Origin of the sequence: Pseudoalteromonas sp. P1-7a (genome assembly GCF_001401855.1) — a bacterium.
In the GTDB taxonomy this organism is placed as follows: Bacteria; Pseudomonadota; Gammaproteobacteria; order Enterobacterales; family Alteromonadaceae; genus Pseudoalteromonas.
The window spans coordinates 1-23,658 of the sequence record NZ_LKDU01000015.1 but is presented as its reverse complement, the minus strand read 5'-3'; the positions used below and the strand labels follow the sequence as shown (position 1 = coordinate 23,658).

Genomic DNA, 23,658 nt, shown 5'->3' with positions numbered 1-23,658 from the left:
TAGGGGCGATCAAATCACGGCGCGAGGTTTGTAACCTAGTGGGCTCGATAACTGCTCCTGCGTTATTCTAATGACTTACATCCATGTAAGAATAAGTAATAACCGAGCAAAGCTTCCGCGTCCTGCTCACGGCCCTTACCAACATCCATGTAGGCAACAAAGAGTTTATCGCCCCTAGGCAGAACCCAAAGGGCAGCGTATGTTTGGCATTTATGCTACGTTATCGCCTATTTATGGGGAGTAACCGCACTTCATAGGCTCTGCCTTGCCTAAAAACCAAACATACTGCTGTAAATTCAAACGCCAAAGGTCAACACGCCCTCGTTATTAGAGCTAAGTGGAGGGCACTTAACTGACAAGCTGCTCAAAGCCATTGCGGTGTGAGCGTAATGCTAAGCAATAACATTTTAATGCGTTAGCTGTGCTTTAAATGAGGGCGCATAATACGCTGATATTATTAAAATAATTACCTATAATTTATTTGAAACACTTTATAAAAACTATTAATAATGCAGGGCTAATAAAAAGCTCGGCGTATTAGGCCGAGCTTTAATGGTTGGGAGAGAAACTTTAATTATTTGGTAGTGGGTGTTGGTTGAATACTTATAGGTTGCGATTTACCAAATAGTTTACGGGTAAGGCGCTTGGCGTCTTCTAGTGCTACGTACTGGCAAGGTATAAGTATCAAGGTAATTACCGTGGCAAAAAGCACACCAAAGGCCAGCGATACCGCCATAGGAATAACTATTTTAGCTTGTAAGCTTGTTTCCATAATAATTGGCATTACCCCAATAAATGTAGTGATTGAGGTAAGCAATATAGCTCTAAAGCGCTTTGCACCGGCTTGCATAACAGCTTGTTTAATAGCCATACCTTCCGCGCGTGCTTTATTTACAAAATCAACCATAACGAGGGAGTCGTTTACTACAATACCCGCTACCGCAATAATGCCAAACATAGACAGTCCGCTCATGGTCATACCTAATATTACGTGACCAAACATTGCACCTACCACACCAAATGGAATAACCGACATGATAATAAGCGGCTGCGAGTAAGAGCGAAGCGGTATAGCTAATAACGCAAATATAATCATCAGCGATATAGCAAAGTCGCGTAACTGCTCATCGGCGCTGTCCATCTCTTCTTGTACGCGTCCAGCCACATTACTTTTAACGCCTGGGTAGCTTTTAAGCAGCGAAGGTAAATAGGCATCGCGAATTTCTTGTGCAATGGCAAACGGCTCAACTTGATCAGTATTGACCGCTGCCCACACATTAACGGTACGGTTTGAGTTTTCACGGCGAATACGGTTTACGCCATCAACAAGCTTAACTTCGGCTACTTCGCTTAACGGCACTTCTGCACCAGTTGGCGTAATAATGCGCGCATTTTGAATGTTGCTAATTGAGTTACGCTCGCTTTCTGGGTAGCGGATCATTACTTTAATTTCTTCGCCTTCGCGTAAAATACGCTGTGCTTCTAATCCGTAGTAACTAAAGCTTACTTGCGATGCAACATCGGCAAGTGTAAGTCCCATGCTGTAGGCCAGTGGTTTTAAATCAAGCTGTACTTCGTCTGTGGCACTTTGCAATGAGTCGTTTACATCGCCTACACCTTCCATGCTTTGTAATTTAGCTTTTAATTTACCGGCTACTTCTTTTAACTCATCGGCATTTTTGCCTTGTAGTCTAAAACTTACGTCGCCGTCATCACGCCCGCCACTAAAAATATTATCTTGAATATTAAGCGTTTTAACACCTGGTAGCGGTGGCATTTGTTCGCGCCAAAGGGTGCTTAATTCAAAGGTATCGATAGGGCGCAAGTGTGGCTCTACTAAAATAGCCATAATGTTTGCCTCTGTACGCCCGCGTAGGCTTACCGATAAATCGCGGATCATGCTTTGTCCGTATTGCTCTTCAAGTTCTTTATCTACTTTGAGTAATACATCTTCAATTTTACGGGCAGTTTCAAGGGTTGCCTGCTCCGAAGAGGCTAGGTTCATTTCTAACGTAATACGCGGAAAGTCATGCGGTATTTTAGGATTAGGCACAAACTTAACCAACCCGCCTGCAAACATACCTGCACTGACTATTAAAATACATAAAAAGCCAATAATTACGGTATAACGATAATGTATACAATGGCCTATAAAAGGCGTGTAGTAGTTTTGTACAAAGTGTTTTAAACCGTTATCAACTACATTACGCAGTTTGTGTAATGGATTTTTAGGGTTAGGTTTACGTGGGTTCATGGCTGCAATATGCGCAGGTAATATTAGCTTTGATTCAATTAACGAGAAAATCAAACACAGTATAATAACCACACCAATGGCTTTAGAAAACGCAGCACCTGGGCCTGATGCCATAGCTTGGGGTAAAAACGCTGCAATAGTGGTTAGCACGCCAAATGTAGCGGGCATAGCAACGCGCTTAACACCGCGAATAACATTATCAAGGCTATGACCATGTTTTTCAATTTCGGCACTGGCAGATTCGCCCACAACTATGGCATCGTCGACCACAATCCCGAGTACAATAATGAAGGCAAATAACGACACCATGTTTATGGTGATGTCTAAAAAGCCAATTGGCATAAACAAAAAAGCACCTAAAAAAGACACTGGTAAGCCCATCATTACCCAAAACGCTAAACGCAGCGGTAAAAATAGTGCCAATACAATCATTACTAAAATACCGCCCCATACCATGTTGTCGATCATCATATCGAGTCGACCTTCAAGGTAGTAGGTTAAATCAACAATAGGTGAGAGCTTTACACCTTGTGGAAGTTTTGACTGTTTTTCTGCCATGTAGCCTTTAAGAACTTTAGCTACATCGGTTATGTCTTGATCTTTTGAGGCATCTACTTCAAACGAAAGTGAGTTTTTACCGTTATATTTAGAGTAAAGCAGGCCTTCTTCAAAGCCGTCGTTAATCGTCGCTACATCGCCTAAATTAATTTGTGCACCATCGGCAAGCGTTATAAGCGGAAGCTTTGCAAATTCTCCGCCACGGTAGGCCTGCTTTTCAACACGCATAGAGATATAGCCTGTGTCGGAGCGAATTTGTCCTGCCGACATATTAGTAGAAAAGCTTTGCACCGCGCTTGAAACATCTCTAAATGTAAGGCCATATTCACGTAGTTTATCGGGGCTTATTTCTATGCCTATTTCGTAATCTAGGCCACTGTAAAAATCGACTAAGTTAACGCCAGGCAGGGCAAGCAGTTCATCTTTTATGTCGTTACCTAACTCTTTAAGCTGGTAGTAACTCATGTCGCCGTAAAGCGCGAGGATCATGACCTCTTGCTGAAATTTTTCACGTTGAATAACGGGCCGTTCCATCCCCGCAGGAAAGGTATTAATAGAGTCTACTTGCGCTTTAATTTCGTCTAGTGCTTCTTGTAGGTCGTATTTTTCTTCTATTTCTACCCACGCTTGCGCATAACCTCGGTTAGAGTAGGTTATTAAACGTTTTATCCCCTCGGTACCTTCAAGGTTTTCTTCAATTTTTATGGTTATGCCTTCTTCAACCTCTTGCGGGGCGGCGCCTGGGTATATCGCTTGAATACTCACCCAGTTACTTTCAAACTGCGGAAATGCCTGTTTGCGAATGGTCAGCGCTGTTAAAAGCCCACCAATGAGAATAAAAATCATGATGAGGTTTGCCGCCACTGGGTTACGTGCAAACCATGCAATTAAGCCTTTTTCTGAGGTACTCATGGTGTATCCTCTTTAAGTGCTAATTGAGTAACATCGCTTTTAGGTTCAATGCCCTCAAGCTTAACCGCCATGCCTTCTGTTGGGTATTCCAGGGCAGAGGTAATAAGTTGTTCGCCACTGCTTAACCCTTGGTCGGCTATGACCATGCCGTTTTGTTCACGTACAATATTAAGCGTTTTAAAGCTAAGGGTTTGATTGTCGTTTAAGATAGCAATTTTGTTATTTTTAACTAAATGGTGCGGCACTATAATGGCGTTATCAAGCGCTCGCCCTTCAATAGTAGCGTTAATGTAAGAGCCAAAACGCAGTGGCTTAGTGTTATCAGCATACGGGGTAGGTAACTGCGCAACTAAGTAGCTCATACGGCTGGTTTGATCAACAACACCTTCGCTACGTACAACCTTGGCTTGCCAGGTAGTTTGCTTACCGGCAAATTCGGCATTAAGTGTAACCTGTGCGCCAATACCGCCGTTATTTAAGTATTGCAGCTCTTTATCTGCAACCGGTAAACGTACCTCTGCAACCGAGGTCGCGCTTAGCTCACCAAATTTACTGCCAGCACTCACTACAGAGCCTAAGCTAATTGTGCGCTCGTTAATAATGGCATCATAGGGGGCTCTAATGTAGGTGCGTTCTAAGTTACGTTTAGTGCGTTTTACACGCGCTTGAGCAGATTTAAAATTTGCCATTTTTTCGGCAAGTTGTGGTTTACGTAAATAAAGTTCAGATGCAATTGCATCGCCTGAGTCTGATTTGATACGTTCCCATTCAGCTTTAGCAACATGGGCTTGTGCGCGTTCAATTTCAAGTGCTGAACTTGCTTGTGCAAGGCCTGCTTGGGCTTCAATTAAGTCGGCTTCGTAATCATTTGGATCAATTCGTGCTAAAATATCGCCTTGCTTAACAAACGCGCCTTCAACAAATTGTTCGGCTACTGAAATAACTTGCCCGCTTACTTGCGCAACAAGTTCAGTACGGTCTTTAGGTTTTACAACGCCGTACGATTTAACATCAAGCGTTATCGCATCAATGTTTACGTTTTGCGCAGCAACAAGTGGGCGAGTGTCTTGCTCTGGTTTTTCTTCTGGTGGCGCTTTCATTGCTGTAAGGCCAATTGCCAGTGCAATTCCGGCAGCTAAAACTGCGACAGGTAATAAAATTTGTTTTTTAGTAGCCACAAGGCATTCCTTCATATATTTGGTGACAAGGCAATAATACGCAATAAAGTGTTTACAAGGCGTTTGAAGATGTAACAAAGCATTACATATGTGTATTACAGATAAATAATGAGCTAGGTAGGGTGTTAATTTAAATACAAAGGCCTGGCTTTTACTAACAGAGGTGTTTATGAAAACAGAGCCTATGGCATGTCGTTTAGGCTGCGGTGCTTGCTGCATTGCCCCCAGTATTAGCTCGCCAATCCCGGGAATGCCAAACGGTAAAAAAGCCGGAGAGCGTTGTATTCAGCTAGATGAACGTAATTTATGTAAATTATTTGGCGATGAAAGCCGTCCTAAAGTATGTAGCGATTTTAGCGCCACATTTGATGTGTGTGGGTCAACTAATGCAGAGGCTCTAGCACTTATAACCGAGCTTGAGCAATTAACCTAGCTCACGAGGTTAATACACATATATTTACATTTATCTATTACCGAGTGATTTTTTTAAGTAATTAAAAGCTGCGCTTTTAACGCGAGCAAGCTCGGCGTCTACCGCTAATGTGTAGATATACGCTTACTTTGTAGACGTAAAGCTTGCTTAGGTGACAGGCAAAGCCTGTAAAAGTGATTTATTCACAAAGAGGGGAAGAGGCGCTGCGCTTTTAGAGGAAGAGATTAACTTTAAGTAATAGTTGGTTTGTGTTTTCTCATTTACTTCTCATTCGCTTCTTTTTGTACAATATTTTCTGTCTAAAATAACGCTTTTATAAAAAACACAGCGTTTACAAATCAAAGTATAAATTGAGTTTGTAAACGCCACTTTAATTTTTACCAACTATACGTTGCGCTTAACGTATATTGCTCACCGCGTCCTGGTGTACCTGGTATTTCTTCAAACGACTCATCCCATAAGTTGTCAGCCGCTAAAGTAATAAATAAATTGCTTAACTGAGGCGGGGTTATTTTAAGCGTTAGCTGGGTAAATAACGCGTTGTCGTGGCCGTTTCTAAGCGCGTTTTTGTGTTGTGTACGCCATTCGTTATCTATTCTAAATTCTAAAATATCAGTTGGGTTGTACACAGCGCCGAGTGTTAAACGGTGATCAGGAAAGTTTAACGCGTAAAAACTAGCATCAATATCGGCTGCGCCGTAGTTTTCTGATTTATGCAAATAGGTGTAGCTAGCAATAAGTTTCGCAGAATCAAAGTGTTTAGTCGCTAAAAATTCAACCCCTGCAGTATCAATATCAACGGGGTTTGCAAAGCGCGCAGAGGTGGAGTCAAAATTAAAGGTCCAGTCGGTTAAGTTATTATCTTTTCGATAAAAAATAGCCGAGTTTAACTGCCAGCTTTGCTCTTCAAGTAATAAGCCAAGCTCTAAGTTTGACGTTGTTTCGCGCTCAAGGTTGTAGTTACTTCTAAATAACCCGCCAGAATCGCTGCCGCCAATGGCTGTGTAGCCTGCAACTTGGCTTGCCTGCGCGTACGATAAATAAAGAGTGTGTGCTGTGCCGTCACTATTTTGCGTATTTAGGGTTATATCACCAATAGCTGATACTTCAGCATCATCACGATTGGTATCATCATACGCAGCCCCTAAGCGAAAGGTAAGTTGTTCGTTTTTTAGCGCTATTGTGTATTCAGGCAATACGCTCAGCTTATAATATTTTCGTGAGGTAAAGTTGTTTTCAAGTGTGGTTGATTCAATCGAGTCATCAATAAATTGTGCCGAGTAATTGATTGCCAGTGCATCGCTTTGTGTATGGCGACCCGAAAGAGCAAGCGATTTAACTTCACTTTTATGAAAAGCTTCAAATGCACTTGGGTTTTCGCGCGAGTAAATATAGTGATCGTCATGGGTACGGTAATACGCCGATACTTCAAAGTGACTGTTATCCGCATAGGTTTGTTTGTGATTAAGCATCCAAAGGCGTGTTTCTAGATCTTCAGTTTCGTTAACGCCAAAAGGGGTATATAAGTTAGGCCAGCCAAAAAACTTATCTTGCGAGCCATAAAATAAATCGGTTTGGCTATGCTCACTTGCCAATTGCACGCGAACTGAGGCGCGCGAAAAGTCATGATCGCCATTATCAATAGTGCCATCACTTTGCGAGTGAGAGTACTCACCTTCAAAGCCCAGTGTATAGTTAGCTAAGCTATCAAGTTGTGTGTTTTTAGCAGCGTGAATACTTTGCAGGTTAAAGTCGTTCGTACCAGAGCCAAGCGATACACTACCGCCAGTAATAATTGGTTTCCAACCAAACGAAACTGTACCTACAGAGCTGTTCATACCGTACAGTGCGTTATCGGCACCGGTTAAAACTGCGGGGCCGCTTAGCATTTGCGGTGCAATAGGTATTTCAGCAAAATAATGACCAGATTGCGGGTCAAGTAGGGTAGCACTGCCGACTCTAAAACCGGTATTTTCAAAAATTCCACCACGAATAGTTACATCAGCTTGCGCCTCAGCCATATTACGCGACTGTAAATCAACACGCGGGTCATACTCTAAATTAGAAATAGGCGAGTCAAATGTACCGACAGGCAGTTTATTGGCTGTAGGCGAAGCTTCAACCGTTATTTGCTCTATTGAAGACTCATCAGGTAGCGTATTAGCATCAACAAATGGGGTAACGCTGCATAATAGTGCAGGTAATATAATGTGTGGTGTGCGGCTCATGTGTTTCTCGTCGTTTTTTATTTGTAGCGGCGGTTACAATTAATTTCAAAGCATATATTTGAGCATGATAAAATAACTAAATGTAACAGCAGACATTTTGTGCGCGATTGTACATTAATTTGTTAATAACTGCATTTGATAACCATTCACACTTTTCTCATTAGGTAACATTTATAATGGATACTAAAGAACATAATACTATTTACTTTGCTGGTGGCTGCCTGTGGGGCGTACAAGAGTTTATGAAACACTTACCAGGCGTAATAAGTACTGAAGCAGGACGCGCTAATGGTACAAATAAAACGACAGGTGGCGACTACGATGGTTATGCAGAATGCGTAAAGGTAATTTTAGACCCAAACGCCGTTAGCCTAAATAAGCTGTTTGACTACTTTTTTGAAATTATTGACCCATACAGTATTAATAAACAAGGAGATGACGTAGGCCCTAAATACCGCACTGCTATTTACAGTAAACACCAAACCCATTTAGACGCAGCAAGCAATTATATAAATAAGCGCAGTGATGCAGAAAAAGTTGTAGTAAGCGTTGAGAAGCTTACTAATTACGTACCAAGCGATGCAGAGCACCAAGACCGATTAACTAACCACCCTGATGACTATTGCCATATACCCTTTGAGTTATTGTATAAATACAAAACGAGTTAATAAAAACTATTGTTTATTTTTTCTTTGAGCTTTTTTGCTTAGCTTTTTCTCTTTTTTACGCGGAAACATGTCTCTGCTTAGGTATGGTACTGCTAAAAAAAAGATCCCACATCCTAAGTAAAAAAGAAGGTTAAAAATATAAGCAAATGGAGAGATCGAGAAAAAATAAACCTCAGATTCAACACGATAATCTGTTGGTGTCAGCACATAACCGTCGTATATAGATTTTACTGCGATTATGATGGATAAGGAGCCTATAGCTAAAGAAAACAAGGAGAATGCTATTTGATTTAATAACATTCTGGTATTACTAATATTAGCGTGTTTTATTTTTGGCTTCTTTTTTGTTTTTTTATTATTTGATTTCTTCATGTTTACCAAAAAAAGTAATAAGCATAGCTATAAATATTCCAACAAAGCCAACGGTTGAGAAAACCAAGCTATATTCACTTTTAATGCTGAAAATATTTAGCAGACTAGTTATTAACAAAAGTGATATTCCAGCAGCTTTTATAATTTCTAGTGTTTTATTCAAACGTATCCATGTTTGACAAGATGGGCACTCGACTTCAAAAAATATCCCTTTTTTATTAGTATTTTTTATATCTCTATTATTGATTTTATTCTGACAGCTAGGGCATGTAGGTTTCATTTTAATCCTTTATTTAACCTTTTTAATTTCTCTTAATACTTTAGAATCAATATAGCTTGATCTGCGGTTTACTGTAAATACCAGTCTTTGGGAGTGATGTAAGTGTTTGTGCTCCTTTAGCTAATGTAAGACCTATTTATAAAGTAATTCTGCCAAAGCTATTATAGGAGGGCTTAAAATTTAAATTATATTTGAGAAATCATAAGTAATTAGAGGCTGCGCTTCTCGCGCAAGCAAGCTTAGCGCCTAAAAGTAAAGCTTAACCGATGTTTTGTAGACATGCAGCTTGCTGACGTGACGAGCGAAGCTCGTAATTACTTCAATCTAAAGTCCCAAAACAAACAGCCATAAAAAAGCTCACATACTGTGAGCTTTTTAAAACTTACTTAACGCTAATTTTAACTTACTGCTGCTTTTGCGGCGGGAAGTTGCTTAAAATATTAGCGACTGTTTCTTTAATTGACGCTTCGCGTTGCTCAGGCGATTGTTTTTTCTTTAAACGGCCCTCTTTAGCACCGCGCCATATCAGCTGGTTTGATTCGCGGTCAATAATATCAATTACTAAAGTACCTACTTCGTACTCGCGGGCGCTAATATCGCGTTGAAAGCCCGTACCCCAGTACCCCCAACGTGCGCCGTAGCCTACGTTAAAGCTGTCTACTTCGAGCTCTTTATCTACCGATGCATGGTAGTTAACTAATACGTCAGCTTGTGCGGCGTCAACTAGGGTCATACCTAATGTTTGGCTAAGTTCTTTATTAACAGCGGTACGTACGCGTTTTTCCATTAAACCGTTAATTTGGTAGTTTGTGGTGTCTTTGGTTAGGCTCGCGTTTTCTACCCAAGCAAATGTTTTAAAATTACTAAAGTTGGCTGATTTGTCGTAATCCCAGTCTGGGGTTTGCGTACAGGCTGTAAGTAATGCCAGCGCTGCAACAATAAGTATATTTTTCATTACCTTTGCTCCAATAAAATGCGTTAATTTAAAATAACACACATGGTTTAAATGTGTATTAGTTTAACGTCCTATATTTTAGTTTAGTTAGTTTGCCTTAACGGCCAATTAACTGTGTTCAACTTCTATCCAGTCTTTTTCGTCTACCCAATTTTGTGCGCCATCCTTTACTGAACGAATAGGTACAATGTAGTCACAACTTATTTGCGGTTTAACCGAGGCAAAAATTGGCACAAAGCCAAAGCTCAATGCGGTTTCTATGATTGCTTTTTGGTTTTGCGGGTCGATATCGGCCGCTTCATCAATATAAATAGGTATACGGTAAAGGTTTTGTTCTTGATCGCTTAATAAATAACGAATAAACAACATGCCACATAATAACTTAATAGTAATACGTGTGCCGTTTGAACCGGCTGAGTCTATTTTTTCAAAGTGTTCGGTTTCACCTGCGCGGTTTACCACTTCAAAACGAATGTCGAACAAATCAGTTAATGTAAGGCCAGCTTTGTCTGAGGCAAGTTTTATTAAGTGATCTTTTGCTTCGTTTACTGCGCTTTCGCTGTAAGGTTCTTGGCTTAATAAATCAAGGGTGTCGCCTTGCTCAAACTGATGCGACGTGCTGATAATGGTATCAATACTATCAACCAGCATCTTGCGCGGTATTACGTTAATTTTAAACGCTTGCAGGTTAGAAATACGGTGCTGGCTTATGCCTTTATTAAAGCTGTTCATTTCGCGACGAAGGCGATCTAAATCTTCACGCAAGCCTTTAATGGTTGCGGCTACTTCGGTTAGGGCTACGCGACCTTGGCGCTCAACGGCATCGCGTTCGTTATCAAGGTTATGAAATGCACTAATCAACTTTTGGTATTTAGTAAATTCGTCGTTTTCGTTATCGAACTTAGTAATACCCGCGTTATATACATGCAAATAGGTATTACGTACGTTTATGTCAAAGTTGCGCAGCTCTTGGCAGTCTTTATTAAAGTGATGTACTAGGTCGCTTAAGTTATCAAAATCGACTGTTATATCAATCATATATGGGGTTACTTTCCCGCTGTATAAATCAAGCGTGTGGTCAATTCGCTCGCTTTTAACTTGGCGAAGGCGCTCGGTTTGGCGATTAATTTGCTCTTGCTTAGATTTAATTAACGAACGTCTGTCTGCAATTGAGCCACTATTTTTTTGAATATCTTGCAGGTAGTCGTCAACTTGTTCGCGCTCTGCTAATAATTGCTCTTTTAGCATGGCTTGCGCTTCTACCGACTGCTGCATTACCTCAAATTGCTCTAAGCGTTTAAGTGCGCTCTCTGCGCTCAATAGCTCATCATAAAGTGCATCTTTTTCTTTTTGTTTCTCTGCCACGTTAGCGGCTACTTCGCGCTGTTGTTTAAACTCTTTTAAGGAGCGTTCAAGCGCGTCTAATTGAGCGCTAAGCTGGGCTTTGTTTTCTCCGCTTTGCATTTGTACAGGCGAGAGTTTTTTAAGCTTAATGCTTGCCCCTGGAAGGGTTAGCACACCGCCTTTAACGTTTTCACTTAATAGCGATAAAAATTCCCCAAAGGCGTCTTCGTCATCAATGGTTATATCGCCCTGGCTGGTGGTTGCGAACGAGAGTAGGTCGGGATTTAAAATGCGCGATATTTCTTCTACTTCTTTAAGTGATAAGTCTTCGCGCATACGAGTAAACAAATTAAACTCAAGGTTTTTAAGCTGTAGTTTTAAACTTTTTATTTGTTTTTGGGTTTCGCTAATGCGGTAATCAAGCGTATGTAGGCTTTGCCCTTGTGCGCTGGTTATTGAGTGCGAAAGCGACTCGTAATCTTGCTTTAGTTGCGCAAGGTTTGCTTTAAGGGTGGCTTTATTTACCAGTTCAAACTCGCTTTTTAAAGCGCTGTAATCTAAAAACCACTGCTCAATTTGGGTTTGTTTGCGCTCTATATCACGAGATTGCTGCACGTATAGGCTTTGCTTTTGTTCAAACTCGTGTTTTTCGTGCTCTATGTCTTCAAGGGCAATGGCGAGTTCGCTTAGTTGCTCTTCTTGGTAGGTGTCAAAGTCTATTAGTGCTTGGTCAATTTTAGGTGCGTAGGCTGCTAACTTACCTTTAAGCACGGTTTGGTTTTCAAGCATTGATTCAAGCGCACTTATTGGCTCTTGCATTGATTCAAGCGCTTTTAATTCGCGTTTAGCGCGGTTTACTTTATCAAACGAGCGACGCCATACTTCATAAAAGTCCACTTTAGAGTTTGACATATGGCGCTCAAACACACGTAACATAAAGCGTTTAACATCGCTTGCGCCTAATTTGTGTAAGTTAAGAATACGCCTAAATATTTCTTTATAAATGGCGGAGTCTTGCACGTTATTAAGCGGGATCATTTTTAAATTAATGTCGCCGTCAAAGGGCGTTGCGCCACCGGTAAGCAGGGCGTTTAGCTCTTGTGCTTTTAGCTCTATTGGGTTGTAACCTTGCGTTTTTAAATGATTAAACAGCTTGGTAAATTTAATTATGGTATTACCTTGCGTGTACTGCGCTAAATCAAGTGTGCCTTGATAACAAAAGTACTGATGCGCATAACCAGCTATTTTACCAAGGCCTGCGACCCCAATTACGACCGAGCCATGAGGGAGGTTGGCTTCGAGTAAAATGTACGATTGATCCGATGAAAAATAAAATTTACGGGTTTCATCTAAATCATGGCCGTCCCATTCGGTTAGGCGCAAATCGTTTATTAGCGGAAATTGCAGGGCGTTAATAACCGAGCTTTTACCGGTATTGTTTGGCGCACAAATAGAGCTGCTTTTATCAAGTGGGATCACACACTTTGCATAACCTGCGGTATTAAGTAGGGCGAGTTTACTTAGTCCGTATAAGTTTTTCATTGCTCGTCCTCCGTAATGTAGGTTTCTTCGTTTACTTCCATGAGTGCATCAATGTAACGGTGAATAGGCGCTTGTAGCATAAAGCCGCCTTCTACTTCGCGGGCAAGCCCTAAACGTACCATGCGCAGGTAAACGTCTTTTCGTAAATCTGAGCCCGAAAAGATCTCAAGCTGATCAAACAAATGTTTGTTAATTTGCACTAAGGTTTGCATCAGTTCTAAATCGTTTACTTCATCAAATAGGGCGCGCATTGGGTCTTTACCTGTATTGGCAAAGTGCTCAATTAAAATGTAAATAGTTAGCGCAATAGCACGGGAGATTTTACCCATATTCGGTGTACTTTCGTCGCTGGCAAAATAGTAAAAGCCACGGCTGTCGTGTTTTAAATCGTGGCCCAGGGCGCTAAATAAGGCACTGTAAGATTCTATGTGTTGGTCAAGCTCTTGCCACATTACGTTGTCTTGTTCGCAAATATGATAACCCGCGCCTAATTTTTTATTAATGGCTTGCAGGTGTGTTAGCTCGTCTAGGTTTATATGTGTCATGTGTTACTCGTCTGCCTGTGTATCTGGCTGAGGCGCTGAATTAAATGGGTATAACGAAAAATGCTGGCCGGCAATTTTTATGCGCGCTTTTTCATCGCTTTGGCTAATGTGAATTTCACTGTCGCTGACTAATTTTTGATATAAAAATAGCATTTCGTCGGCCTCTAACTCGGGGTAGCTTTCGTCTAAAAATTGCAGCAATGGCTGAGGCTTTTTGCGTTTTTTATTAAAGCGTTTTGCAAAGGTTTTTTTAACATCGTGGTAATCAGGAATGTTAGGCGTTACAAATGCCGGTACGTCTTGTTGCTCTGGAAGCTGGTATTCTTCGTGTTCAAATTCTACCAAGCTTGCCATGTAGGCTACTATATGGCGCTGTTGCCCAAGCGAGTAACGTTGGGCATCACTTACAAAGTTTGGTTGCACCGCGCTTAGCATGTTGTCTACGCCATTTTTACGTACCAGGCCAAGCACTTTTGCCGCTTGACGGGTAATTAAGTTATTACGGCGCAGCTCTTCGCGCAGTGGCATAAGCATATCGGCACTTTTACGTAAGCTTTCTCGGCCAATCAAATGCATTTCGAGTATACGGGTGCGTAATTGCTCAAGCATGCGTTTGTCACTGTACGCTTTACCTGAGCGTTCGATGTGCTCTATTTGCTTACTTATTTGCTGCTCAATACGGGTAAAGCAAGCATGAAAGTCGCCTCTAATATCGACCATTTCAAGCATGGGCTCTATGTATTCGTCAAAGGCCTCTATTACGGCTTTGTATCGCTTTTGCAAAGATTGCACAGCATGATCAGATTTAGCCTGCTCAACTATATTTAATATGGCGTTTTCGTTGTGTGCGTAAAGCTTCATTATTTTACGCACCCGATCATCCATAATGCGGCTAAAACGGCGTAAATCGTCAAAGTCTTCCATTTCGCCTGCGTTATCTAGTCGGTTTCCTAGGCGGGCTAAATCATCAACCAAAACGCTAATTTCTTGTGCTAAACCTAGGTGTTCTTCTTGTAATAAAAAGGTCGCAAAATCGGCAATGGCACGGTTAATTTCAAGCTGCGAAGACTTAGCCAATGGAATAAGTATATCTTGATTGAGCAAACGATTTGTTTCTTTGTATATGCGCTCGTTTGTCCACGTAGGCTGTTTTTGTTTAATAGCGTTTTGTACGTCTTTTAGGCTAAAGTCGGCCATTTTAAAACGTTTAAATAATAGCTCTAAAACACCCCAATGTTCGCTAAGGGTATTTAGCAGCTTTTTAGCTGGGATCATAAGAGGTTACAACATCCTAGTATTTTATTATTGAGTTCTTAAAGTTGACTCATTATTACGTATTCTACCAGTAAATAGTATTCGTTTTTAAGACCATTTAATAATAGTTTTTGCATGAGGGCGGTGCTAAAATTCGCACCGAAATTGGGCACGCACAAAGGAGTGATTTTTGTGTGTTCTTTAAAACTATATCAAAGGTTATTTAACTACCATGGTCCCCTCGATAATTTTAACCCTAATAGCGATTGCCTTCTTACTGATCGTTATAGAAGATATAATTCACGTAAATAAAGCTAAAACAACGCTATTTTTTGGCACGCTTTGTTGGATTATACTTTTTGTTAACCCTCTTCATGGGCAAAGTCCCACCGAAATTCAGCACCTTTTAAACGAAAACATACTAGAAATAGCCTCACTTTGGTTGTTTTTAATGGCCGCCATGACCTTTGTTGCGTATTTAAATTCTAAAGGGTTTATAGAAAACATAGTGCATCGGGTAATGCCTAAAAGCATTAGCGAGCGACAACTTATGTTTTTAGTGGGCGGGTTTGCTTTTTTGTTTTCGTCTATTTCTGACAACGTAACCGCTACCCTTATATCACTTGCTGTGGTTATGTCGTTACAGCTTGAAGCTAAAAAGCTGATTAAATACGCCACACTTATTGTGTTTGGGGTTAACTCTGGCGGTGTATCGTTAATAACCGGTGATGTAACCACCTTAATGATATTTTTAGATGGCAAAGTGTCTATTGCCAACTTATTACTGCTTATAGCGCCTGCGTTTATAAGTGTGATGCTACTCGCGCTTTTGCTCTCTATTGGTATGAAAGGGAAAATAGAGTTCCAAGGCTCGCAAAAAAAACGCATAGAAAAAACTGACATTACTATTGCCATTATATTTTTATCAACCGTGGTAAGTACGTTAACACTTAGCGTAATTTACAGCGTACCGCCGCTACTTACATTTTTATTTGGTTTGTCGGTTATGTTTTTAGTGGCGCAATTTTTAATGCGCAAAAAAGATATAAACAAAGACATAATAGACTTTGTGCGCGACATAGAATACGACACGCTACTGTTTTTCGTTGGGGTTTTATTATTGGTAGGGGCATTAAAAGAGATTGGCATTTTAAGTAAATTTACCGATTTATACGCAATAATGTCACCTGAGTACGCTAACTACTTAATGGGCATATTATCAGCTGGGGTTGATAATGTACCGCTTACCGCTGCGCTATTAAAAGCAGATATAGTAATGAGCCAACAGCATTGGTTGTCGTTTACCTATGCAACAGGGGTAGGTGGGTCAATGCTAATAATTGGTTCAGCAGCGGGTATAATTGCAATGAGCAAACTTAAAGCACTTACTTTTACTAGTTATTTTAAATTATCACTGCAATTATTAATTTGTTATACCGTAGGTTATACAGGCGCTTATTTTATGGGTAGCTTTGTTTAATTTTACTATAAATGCTTGACACCTAGACGTCTAAACGATAACTTTCAAAGCCCCGCTAATTAGCGGGGCTTTGTTTTATTTAGCCAATGGTTAATAAAGCATTCAGAAGAGGTGCGATACTTAGGTATTTAATGGTAGGTGACGAACGCCCATAACCATTAAAGAGGGAAGTACTCGCCGAGGAAAACAAAGTTACGTCGACAATGTTTTTCGGTTTATGGGGCTGAATCCCCAAAACTGTCACCAACTTAGGTGGAGAGCTTCTGGCAGCGGACACATCAAATATATTCCTTTGCCAAGTTCTTCTTGTTTTTCAGCGGTCTGGATACCGCGAAAGGAGACGAAATGACTACCCAATCAGTGCCACAAACAGTATCAGGCGCAAAATCAGATTACATCGTTGCCAAATTTGGCGGAACCAGTGTTGCAAACTTTGAAGCGATGAATCGTTGCAGCGAAATTATTGTTGAAGATAAAAGCGTACGTATTGTTGTTGTGAGCGCCAGTGCTGGCGTAACTAACCACTTAGTTGCATTGTGCAAACCCGACCTTAGTAAAGAACAACGCCAAGAGCACATTGATGGCGTATTGGCTATTCAGCAGGCTATTTTAGATGAGTTGTCGCTTGATGCCGATTTAGCCGTAGGCTTTAACGAAACATTAAAAGCATTCCAAACACTAGCCCTTGAAACACTTACTACAGATCAACAACACGATGAATTACTTAGCTTTGGTGAGCGCTTGTCGTCTTACTTATTTGCGCAAGTGCTGCGTTTAAAAGGCTTAAATGCTGACCGTTTTGATGTACGAAAAGTACTGAAAACCGACAGCCAATTTGGTAAAGCAACACCTAATGTTAAAGCCACAGCGCAAGCGGCTAAAGAAGTATTAATTCCGCTTCTAGATGAGCAAGTAATTGTGACTCAAGGTTTTGTGGGCAGCGATGAGTTTGGCCAAACAACCACGCTTGGCCGTGGTGGCTCAGATTACAGCGCAGCATTACTTGCAGAGGCAATTAACGCTAAAAGCGTACATATTTGGACCGACGTAGTGGGTATATTTAGCACCGACCCTCGTTTGTGTGCAAAAGCAACACCAATTGCCCGTTTAAGCTTTGACGAAGCCGCAGAAATGGCTACATTTGGCGCAAAAGTGTTGCACCCAGCTACTATTTTACCAGCCAGCCGCAGCCACATTAATGTATTTGTCGGCTCAAGCCGTGAGCCAGAGCGCGGTGGCACGTGGATTGAGCGCGAAAAATCTCAGCAGCCGGGTATACGCGCTGTAACGCAACGTAAAAATCAAATATTGCTTACTCTTAAAAGCCCTGAAATGCTATTAGCAAGTGGCTTTTTAGCCCGTGTATTTACCATTTTAAGTGAGTTTAATATATCGGTAGATTTAGTGACAACTTCAGAAATAAGCGTAGCCATTACCCTCGATAACGCGCCCAATGCCTCGCGCCCCGAGCTTGAGCAAGCGTGTTTAGATAAGCTTGCTGAATTTTGCCATGTATCGGTTGAAAATAACTTAACGTTAGTGGCGCTTATAGGCTCTGAAATACAGCTACGCCAGCACGAAATGAATTTAATGAATGTTCTAAAAGAGTTTAATATTCGTTTAATTTGCCACGGTGCAAGTAAGCACAACCTTTGCTTTTTAGTAGAGCAGGGCGAATCTGATACTGTAGTACAAGCAATACATAGCCGCTTATTAGAAAGCGCTGCCTAAGCTTATAAAGCCAAGTCATTAAGTATCTAAGTTATTAAGCACATAGCACCGCCAGTCGGTGCTTTTTTTATATGCCACGCTTACATCAAATAGCGCATTGCCACACGCTATATTGTTGCTCGCTGCTAGAAGGTTTTGCTGTGAGAACTCACTAAATACATTTGGGCTAAGCAATTGCGCTATAGGGCGGTTAGTTGCTTTAGCGAGCGCCTCTTTTAAAGTCCAAATTCTAAAGAATGTGTACGCTTGATCCACAATAGCAGTAGGTGCGGTAATTAAGTCAATTTCAGCTTTATTGTAAAAATGTTTAGCGAGCTTTTCGAATGGGCGTTTTAAGCTTATTTTTTCAATATCAAACCCAAACTCTGTATTAGTAACATTAAGAGCTACACCCACTAAGCCATGTGAGTGCGAAATACACGTATTAATAACGCTGCGGTTTACATGGAGCTGCAGTTTTGAGCACTCTTCATTAAAGTGGGTGCTCATTTTATTAAGCGGTACGTGCGCGTATTGGGGCTGAGTATGCTTTGCGAGTTGCTTTAGTAATAAGCGCGATGCAAGGTACTCTTGCTTTGCTTGCATACGTTTACGGCGATTTATAACGCTTAGTTCAAATGGGCTTAGGTACTGGCTTAAATCAAGGTGTTCTACATTAAGTGTGTTGGCATTAAACACTAAAATAGTATTGTTGCTACGGGGTAAATCGCTATAAAAAGAGGGAGCAATACTTAGGGTGTTTTTAAAAAAATGGTTAGTCATACACGCTTAAATTAAGAGAGTGCTGTAATAATGAGCGGTTAACAGCACTTATTTATGCCAACAGCAATTTTATTACTCAGTTGGCATTAAATATGGTTTAATTCACAATAATCAAAGAATAACAGAATTTGTAGATGTATGGCACAAGTGCGTGATGGATTTCAAAGCCGTTTTGGTTTTGTTTTAGCCGCTGCAGGCGCAGCAGTGGGTTTAGGTAATATATGGGGTTTTCCTACGCAAGCGGCCAACCATGGTGGCGGTGCATTTTTATTGGTTTACTTTGTTGTTATATTTTTACTTGCGCTACCTGCGCTTTATACCGAGCTTTATTTAGGGCACCAAGCACAAGCAAACCCAGTAAAAGCATTAGGGAATGCGTGGCAAAATACCAACAAAAAAGTTGGGGCTGCGGCGGGGTATATAGGCCTTGCAGGCGCTGTGGTTATGCTTAGCTTTTATTCTATTGTAGCCGGGTGGATGCTTTCATACGCTATTGAACCCATAACGTCATTTTTAGGCTTTGATGGCGTAAGCGAGTTTTTACATAGCGACTCGGTACTGCGCAATTTTATATTTACCCCGCTTATGCTTATTTTAACCGCCAGCATTATTTTAAAAGGGGTTAAATCGGGTATTGAAACCTGGTCGCGCCGCTTAATGCCGTTACTATTAGTTTTATTGGTTGGTTTAATTGTTTATATAGCCAGCCTTGAGGGGGCAAGCGAAGGCTTTGCCGCGTATTTAATACCTGATTTTAGCCAAGTGCTCGACCCTAATTTAATTATTGCAGCTATGGGGCAGGCGTTTTTCTCGCTCTCATTAGGTGTAGGTTGTATGATGATTTACGGCTCGTACTTACAGCCCAATGCTAACCTGCCAAAACTAACCGCAAGCGTTGCACTGCTTGATACCAGCGTGGCATTTTTAGCAGGCTTACTTATTGTGCCAGCAATTTACGTTGCACAACACAATGGGGTTGAGGTGTTTAGTGGCGGTAAACTAATTGGCGAAGGGCAGCTTATATTTGCTATTTTGCCAGAGCTATTTAGCACGATGGGTGAAATAGGTTTACTAATAGGCTTGTTGTTTTTTGTACTAATGTCGATTGCCTCGGTTACATCAACTATTTCAACCACCGAAATACCCGTTGCCTTTTTAGTCGAAAACCACAGCGTAGATCGTACTAAAGCCACGTGGGCTGTCAGTTTAATTGTGCTTGTATGCGCAAGTGCCATTATATTAAATTTTGAGTGGTTATTTGGTTTAGTTATTATGTTGTTTACCCAATACCAATTACCGCTTATGGGCTTGTTTTACTTTGTTACCGCAGGATGGATGTGGCAGCGTGGTAATAAATTGCGCCAAGCAACCACAGGGGCGCATTATTGGTTTGCACAGTATATTCGCTTTGTGTGCCCAATATTAATGACCCTTGTTTTTGCAAACGTTGCGTTTGGTTAATTATCATCAGGCCATAAAGTAACTGATAAGTAAAATAAAAAAGCGAAGTAAGTTTAAAGCTTACTTCGCTTTTTTGTGCCTACTAATTAAAGGTAAATAATTTATAAAACCTCATTAGTGAGCTGCTTACCTTGGTTTATTTCCTGCGCATTTTGTAAGGTGGTATTAGCAATTTCGGTAAGTGCTTCTTGGGTAAAAAAGCCTTGATGGCCAGTAACTAATACATTTTTAAAGCTCACTAAGCGCGAGAATATATCGTCTTGGTTTATTTCATCGCTATGGTTTTTAAAAAACAGCTCAGACTCCTGCTCGTATACGTCAAGCCCTAAATACCCAAGCTTTTTAGTTTTAAGCGCGTTTATACAGGCTTTGCTATTAAGTAGCGCGCCACGCGAGGTATTAATAAGCATAACGCCGGGTTTCATTTTATTAAACGCGTCATCGTTTATTAAGTGGTGTGTGTGCTCGTTCAATGGGCAGTGCAGTGAAATTATATCGCTTTGCGTAAGCAGCGAATCTAAATCGGTAATAGTGTAATCGTCAGGTGTTGCATAAGGGTCGCACACTAAAATATGCGCGCCAAAGCCATTTAATATTTTACAAAGTGCAAGGCCAATTTTACCACAGCCTATAATTCCAACTGTTTTGCCATGTAAGTTAAAACCTAATAAACCGTTTAAATCAAAGTTGTCTTCGCGTACGCGGTTATAGGCTTTATGTGTTTTACGACTAAGGGTAAGCATAAGTGCCACACAGTGCTCAGCTACGGCTTCTGGGCTGTACGCGGGTACTCGTAATACCTTAATGTTATGTGCTTTAGCGGCAACTAAATCAACATTATTAAACCCCGCACAGCGAAGTAAAATAGTGCCCACACCAAGCTCTGCCAATTGCTCTATTACGACTGCATTAACCGTGTCGTTTACAAATACACACACCGCATCAAACCCTTTAGCAAGCAGTGCTGTTTGCTCGTTAAGCGCTTGCTCAAAGTAACAAACCTCTATTTGAGGGTGTTTACTAAAACTGCGCTCAAAAAATGGCTGCTCGTATTTTTGCGTACTAAAAAAAGCAATGTTCATGTTATTTACTCCAAAGCCGAGCTGTTATAGCAATCCGCATAATCAAGTGAGCTATTTTGAGGATGGAAGAACGTGTTGATAGCAAGGCAAAAAATTCGCTATTTAGTTGTTCTCGGCAATTGCTCCTGCATTGCTCTACCTTCTGCATTCAAGCAGTCGTAAATGAGAGTTTTATAACGCAGATAGCAACACGTTTAGCCCCAAAAATAATTAAGTATTATTGTGGTTGGTACTATACATAACCTTAAACTAGTTTAATAAAGCATGCTTGAGTAACCACCGGTTTATTGATTTAGAATAATTAAGCACCTTTTAATGCATTAAAGTTGGGTATTATTTTAGCGTTATTTAAATTATTAGCGCTCACCGCGCTAGGTAAGTTTGCCTCAATGACCTGTTTTAGTGTTTCGGGCTTGGTACGTGGAGCGTAACGTGCAACCAGCTGCCCATCACAATTAATTAAAAATTTAGTAAAGTTCCACTTTACGGCGCGGTTTTGTGAAATACCACGTGTGTGCGCTTTTAAATAATTAAAAAGCGGGTGCGCTTCAGGGCCGTTGACCATCACTTTTCCAAACACCTCAAACGAGACGTTAAATTGCGCTTGGTAAAAGTCTTTAATGGCTAAATTATCAAGCGGTTCATTTTGACCAAATTGATTGCACGGAAACGCCAATATTGTAAATCCGCTTTTTTTGTATTCTTGATAAAGTTTTTCAAGAGCACTTAACTGCATAGAAAAGTTACACTTACTGGCTGTATTTACAATAAGTATGGTTTTACCTTTTAATTGGCTAAGGGGGAAACTTTCACTGTTATAAAGTGGTGCGTTGAATTGATAAATGCTATCCATAGGTTACCTACTTAATTTCCAGTTTATGGAAATTTTATAAAGACTTTCATTCGCTTTTTCACCATCCGATTGACATAATCGGAGCCTAGTTTCTAAGTTATCAGGAAAATAAGGCACTTTTATGTCAATCAATGTTGCATTTATAGGTTTAGGGGTAATGGGTTACCCAATGGCAGGGCATTTAGCAAAATCTGGTTTTAATGTGTGTGTATATAACCGTACTACAGCTAAGGCTCAAACGTGGACAGAACAATACACAGGTTGCTTTGCGCCCACTCCACGTGAAGCGGTAAGTGAAGCCGATATAGTGTTTATGTGTGTTGGGAACGATAACGATTTACGCTCTGTAGTATATGGCGACGACGGTGTTTTAGCCGGCATGTTACCACACACGGTATTAGTTGATCATACAACAACCTCAGCTGAAGTAGCGCGTGAAGTAGCAGCAAAAGCAGCTTTGCAAAATATCGATTTTATAGACGCACCCGTATCAGGCGGGCAAGCTGGTGCTGAAAACGGCGTGCTTACAGTTATGGCAGGCGGAAACGAAGCTGTATTTACTAAAGTGCAACCCGTAATGGCAGCCTATAGCCGTTTTAGCCAGTTATTAGGCGATGTGGGCGCAGGGCAATTATGTAAAATGGTTAATCAAATTTGTATTGCCGGCGTAGTGCAAGGCCTAGCAGAAGGCCTACATTTTGCCAAGCAAGCAGGCCTTGATGGTGAAAAAGTAATTGAAACCATTTCAAAAGGGGCTGCGGGGTCGTGGCAAATGGAAAACCGCTACAAAACAATGTGGGCAGGAGAGTACGAGTTTGGTTTTGCGGTAGATTGGATGCGTAAAGATTTAGGCATCGCGCTTGATGAAGCTAAAAACAACGGTGCGACGTTACCGATGACCGCAACGGTTGATCAGTACTACGCTGATGTACAAGCACTTGGTGGCGGCCGATACGATACATCAAGCTTACTTGCACGAATAGAAGCGCTGCATAAAAAATAACGTTTCACATTTTAAAGATTAAAAGCTGTACTTTTCGCCTGAGCCAGCTCTTCGCCTACCACCAAGGTGTAGGTATGGATTTTACTTGTAGACGCCAAGCTTGCTTGCGTGACGGGCAAAGCCCGTAAAATGATTAATTCACAAAGAGGATATGAGGCGCTGCGCTTTTTGAGAAAGAGATTAATTAAACACGATTAATGGCTTATGTATTCTCATTTACTCCTCATTTGTTTCTCTTTGTGGATTATTTTTTAATTTAAAAAGCTGCGCTTTTCACGTGAGCAAGCTCTACGCCTACCACCAAGGTGTAGGTATGGGTTTTCTTGTAGACGCCAAGCTTGCTTGCATGACGGGCAAAGCCCGTAAAGTGATTTATTCACAAAGAGGGTAAGAGGCGCTGCGCTTTGAGAGGAAGAGATTTACTAAAAACGATTAACGGCTTATGTCTTCTCATTTGCTCCTCATTTGTTTCTCTTTGTGGATTATTTCTTAATTTAAAAAGCTGCGCTTTTCACGTGAGCAAGCTCTTCGCCTACCACCAAGGTGTAGGTATGGGTTTTACTTGTAGACGCCAAGCTTGCTTGCGTGACGGGCAAAGCCCGTAAAGTGATTAATTCACAAAGAGGGTAAGAGGCGCTGCGCTTTTAGAGGAAGAGATTTATTAAAAACGATTAGTGGCTTATGTCTTCTCATTTGCTCCTCATTTGTTTCTCTTTGTGGATTATTTCTTAATTTAAAAAGCTGCGCTTTTCACGTGAGCAAG

Annotated in this window: 18 protein-coding genes and 1 riboswitch; of the genes, 6 read left to right on the top strand and 12 right to left on the bottom strand. The window is 41.0% G+C overall.

All coding sequences use genetic code 11. The features are described from left to right. Nucleotides 1-574 precede the first annotated feature (574 nt). Together AN389_RS10950 and AN389_RS10945 are read right to left on the bottom strand one after the other, a co-directional pair. Nucleotides 575-3,724, bottom strand: a complete 3,150-nt coding sequence (locus AN389_RS10950; protein ID WP_055019793.1) for an efflux RND transporter permease subunit — start codon at nt 3,722-3,724, stop codon at nt 575-577. Next, nucleotides 3,721-4,902, bottom strand: coding sequence for an efflux RND transporter periplasmic adaptor subunit (locus AN389_RS10945; protein ID WP_055019792.1), 1,182 nt, complete (start codon nt 4,900-4,902; stop codon nt 3,721-3,723). Before AN389_RS10945 ends, AN389_RS10950 begins: the two co-directional genes overlap by 4 nt. Nucleotides 4,903-5,071: 169 nt before the next feature. Here AN389_RS10945 and AN389_RS10940 point away from each other — a divergent pair, with 169 nt between their 5' ends. After that, nucleotides 5,072-5,335 (top strand): YkgJ family cysteine cluster protein, encoded by a 264-nt coding sequence (locus tag AN389_RS10940; protein ID WP_055015194.1) that lies wholly within the window; start codon nt 5,072-5,074, stop codon nt 5,333-5,335. A gap of 377 nt (nt 5,336-5,712) precedes the next feature. On the opposite strand, the gene AN389_RS10935 is transcribed toward AN389_RS10940, so the two are convergent. After that, on the bottom strand, nt 5,713-7,563 hold the full coding sequence (locus AN389_RS10935; protein WP_055019791.1) for a TonB-dependent siderophore receptor: 1,851 nt from the start codon (nt 7,561-7,563) through the stop codon (nt 5,713-5,715). Between the two features lie 176 nt (nt 7,564-7,739). Here AN389_RS10935 and AN389_RS10930 point away from each other — a divergent pair, with 176 nt between their 5' ends. Continuing rightward, on the top strand, nt 7,740-8,231 hold the full coding sequence (locus AN389_RS10930; RefSeq protein ID WP_055019790.1) for a peptide-methionine (S)-S-oxide reductase: 492 nt from the start codon (nt 7,740-7,742) through the stop codon (nt 8,229-8,231). 6 nt (nt 8,232-8,237) lie between these two features. Here AN389_RS10930 and AN389_RS10925 read toward each other — a convergent pair whose 3' ends face one another. From AN389_RS10925 to AN389_RS10900, 6 genes are all read right to left on the bottom strand, one after another. Then, a complete protein-coding gene (locus AN389_RS10925) occupies nt 8,238-8,603 on the bottom strand; it encodes a hypothetical protein (protein WP_055019789.1) in 366 nt (121 codons plus the stop codon). Continuing rightward, entirely contained in the window at nt 8,587-8,883 is a 297-nt protein-coding gene (locus tag AN389_RS10920) for a hypothetical protein (RefSeq protein WP_055019788.1), read from the bottom strand. Before AN389_RS10920 ends, AN389_RS10925 begins: the two co-directional genes overlap by 17 nt. A gap of 403 nt (nt 8,884-9,286) precedes the next feature. Then, nucleotides 9,287-9,838, bottom strand: a complete 552-nt coding sequence (locus AN389_RS10915) for a DUF4136 domain-containing protein (protein ID WP_055018603.1) — start codon at nt 9,836-9,838, stop codon at nt 9,287-9,289. Nucleotides 9,839-9,946: 108 nt separating this feature from the next. Next, nucleotides 9,947-12,724 (bottom strand): hypothetical protein, encoded by a 2,778-nt coding sequence (locus AN389_RS10910; RefSeq protein ID WP_055019787.1) that lies wholly within the window; start codon nt 12,722-12,724, stop codon nt 9,947-9,949. After that, on the bottom strand, nt 12,721-13,269 hold the full coding sequence (locus AN389_RS10905) for a condensin complex protein MksE (protein WP_024033404.1): 549 nt from the start codon (nt 13,267-13,269) through the stop codon (nt 12,721-12,723). The genes AN389_RS10910 and AN389_RS10905 overlap by 4 nt, the downstream gene beginning before the upstream one ends. Nucleotides 13,270-13,272: 3 nt before the next feature. Beyond that, on the bottom strand, nt 13,273-14,544 hold the full coding sequence (locus AN389_RS10900) for a hypothetical protein (RefSeq protein WP_055015188.1): 1,272 nt from the start codon (nt 14,542-14,544) through the stop codon (nt 13,273-13,275). 211 nt (nt 14,545-14,755) lie between these two features. Between AN389_RS10900 and nhaD the strand changes: the two genes are divergently transcribed. Both nhaD and lysC read left to right on the top strand, forming a co-directional pair. Then, nucleotides 14,756-16,003: a sodium:proton antiporter NhaD gene (gene nhaD / locus AN389_RS10895; RefSeq protein WP_055015187.1), complete on the top strand. Its 1,248-nt coding sequence runs from the start codon at nt 14,756-14,758 to the stop codon at nt 16,001-16,003. 98 nt (nt 16,004-16,101) lie between these two features. After that, nucleotides 16,102-16,274: riboswitch (Lysine riboswitch) on the top strand. A 74-nt stretch (nt 16,275-16,348) separates the two neighbouring features. Next, nucleotides 16,349-17,734, top strand: a complete 1,386-nt coding sequence (gene lysC, locus AN389_RS10890) for a lysine-sensitive aspartokinase 3 (protein WP_055018604.1) — start codon at nt 16,349-16,351, stop codon at nt 17,732-17,734. 18 nt (nt 17,735-17,752) lie between these two features. On the opposite strand, the gene AN389_RS10885 is transcribed toward lysC, so the two are convergent. Next, nucleotides 17,753-18,496, bottom strand: coding sequence for a 4'-phosphopantetheinyl transferase superfamily protein (locus AN389_RS10885; RefSeq protein WP_055019786.1), 744 nt, complete (start codon nt 18,494-18,496; stop codon nt 17,753-17,755). A 138-nt stretch (nt 18,497-18,634) separates the two neighbouring features. Here AN389_RS10885 and AN389_RS10880 point away from each other — a divergent pair, with 138 nt between their 5' ends. Further along, complete coding sequence (locus AN389_RS10880) at nt 18,635-19,957, top strand: sodium-dependent transporter (RefSeq protein ID WP_055015184.1); 1,323 nt, start codon at nt 18,635-18,637, stop codon at nt 19,955-19,957. 101 nt (nt 19,958-20,058) lie between these two features. On the opposite strand, the gene AN389_RS10875 is transcribed toward AN389_RS10880, so the two are convergent. Both AN389_RS10875 and AN389_RS10870 read right to left on the bottom strand, forming a co-directional pair. Further along, complete coding sequence (locus AN389_RS10875) at nt 20,059-21,039, bottom strand: 2-hydroxyacid dehydrogenase (RefSeq protein WP_055015183.1); 981 nt, start codon at nt 21,037-21,039, stop codon at nt 20,059-20,061. A gap of 301 nt (nt 21,040-21,340) precedes the next feature. Further along, the gene (locus tag AN389_RS10870; protein WP_055019785.1) at nt 21,341-21,892 is read right to left on the bottom strand and encodes a glutathione peroxidase; all 552 of its coding nucleotides are present in this window, start codon (nt 21,890-21,892) and stop codon (nt 21,341-21,343) included. 121 nt (nt 21,893-22,013) lie between these two features. Between AN389_RS10870 and AN389_RS10865 the strand changes: the two genes are divergently transcribed. Beyond that, a complete protein-coding gene (locus AN389_RS10865; RefSeq protein ID WP_055019784.1) occupies nt 22,014-22,895 on the top strand; it encodes an NAD(P)-dependent oxidoreductase in 882 nt (293 codons plus the stop codon). Nucleotides 22,896-23,658: the final 763 nt, after the last annotated feature.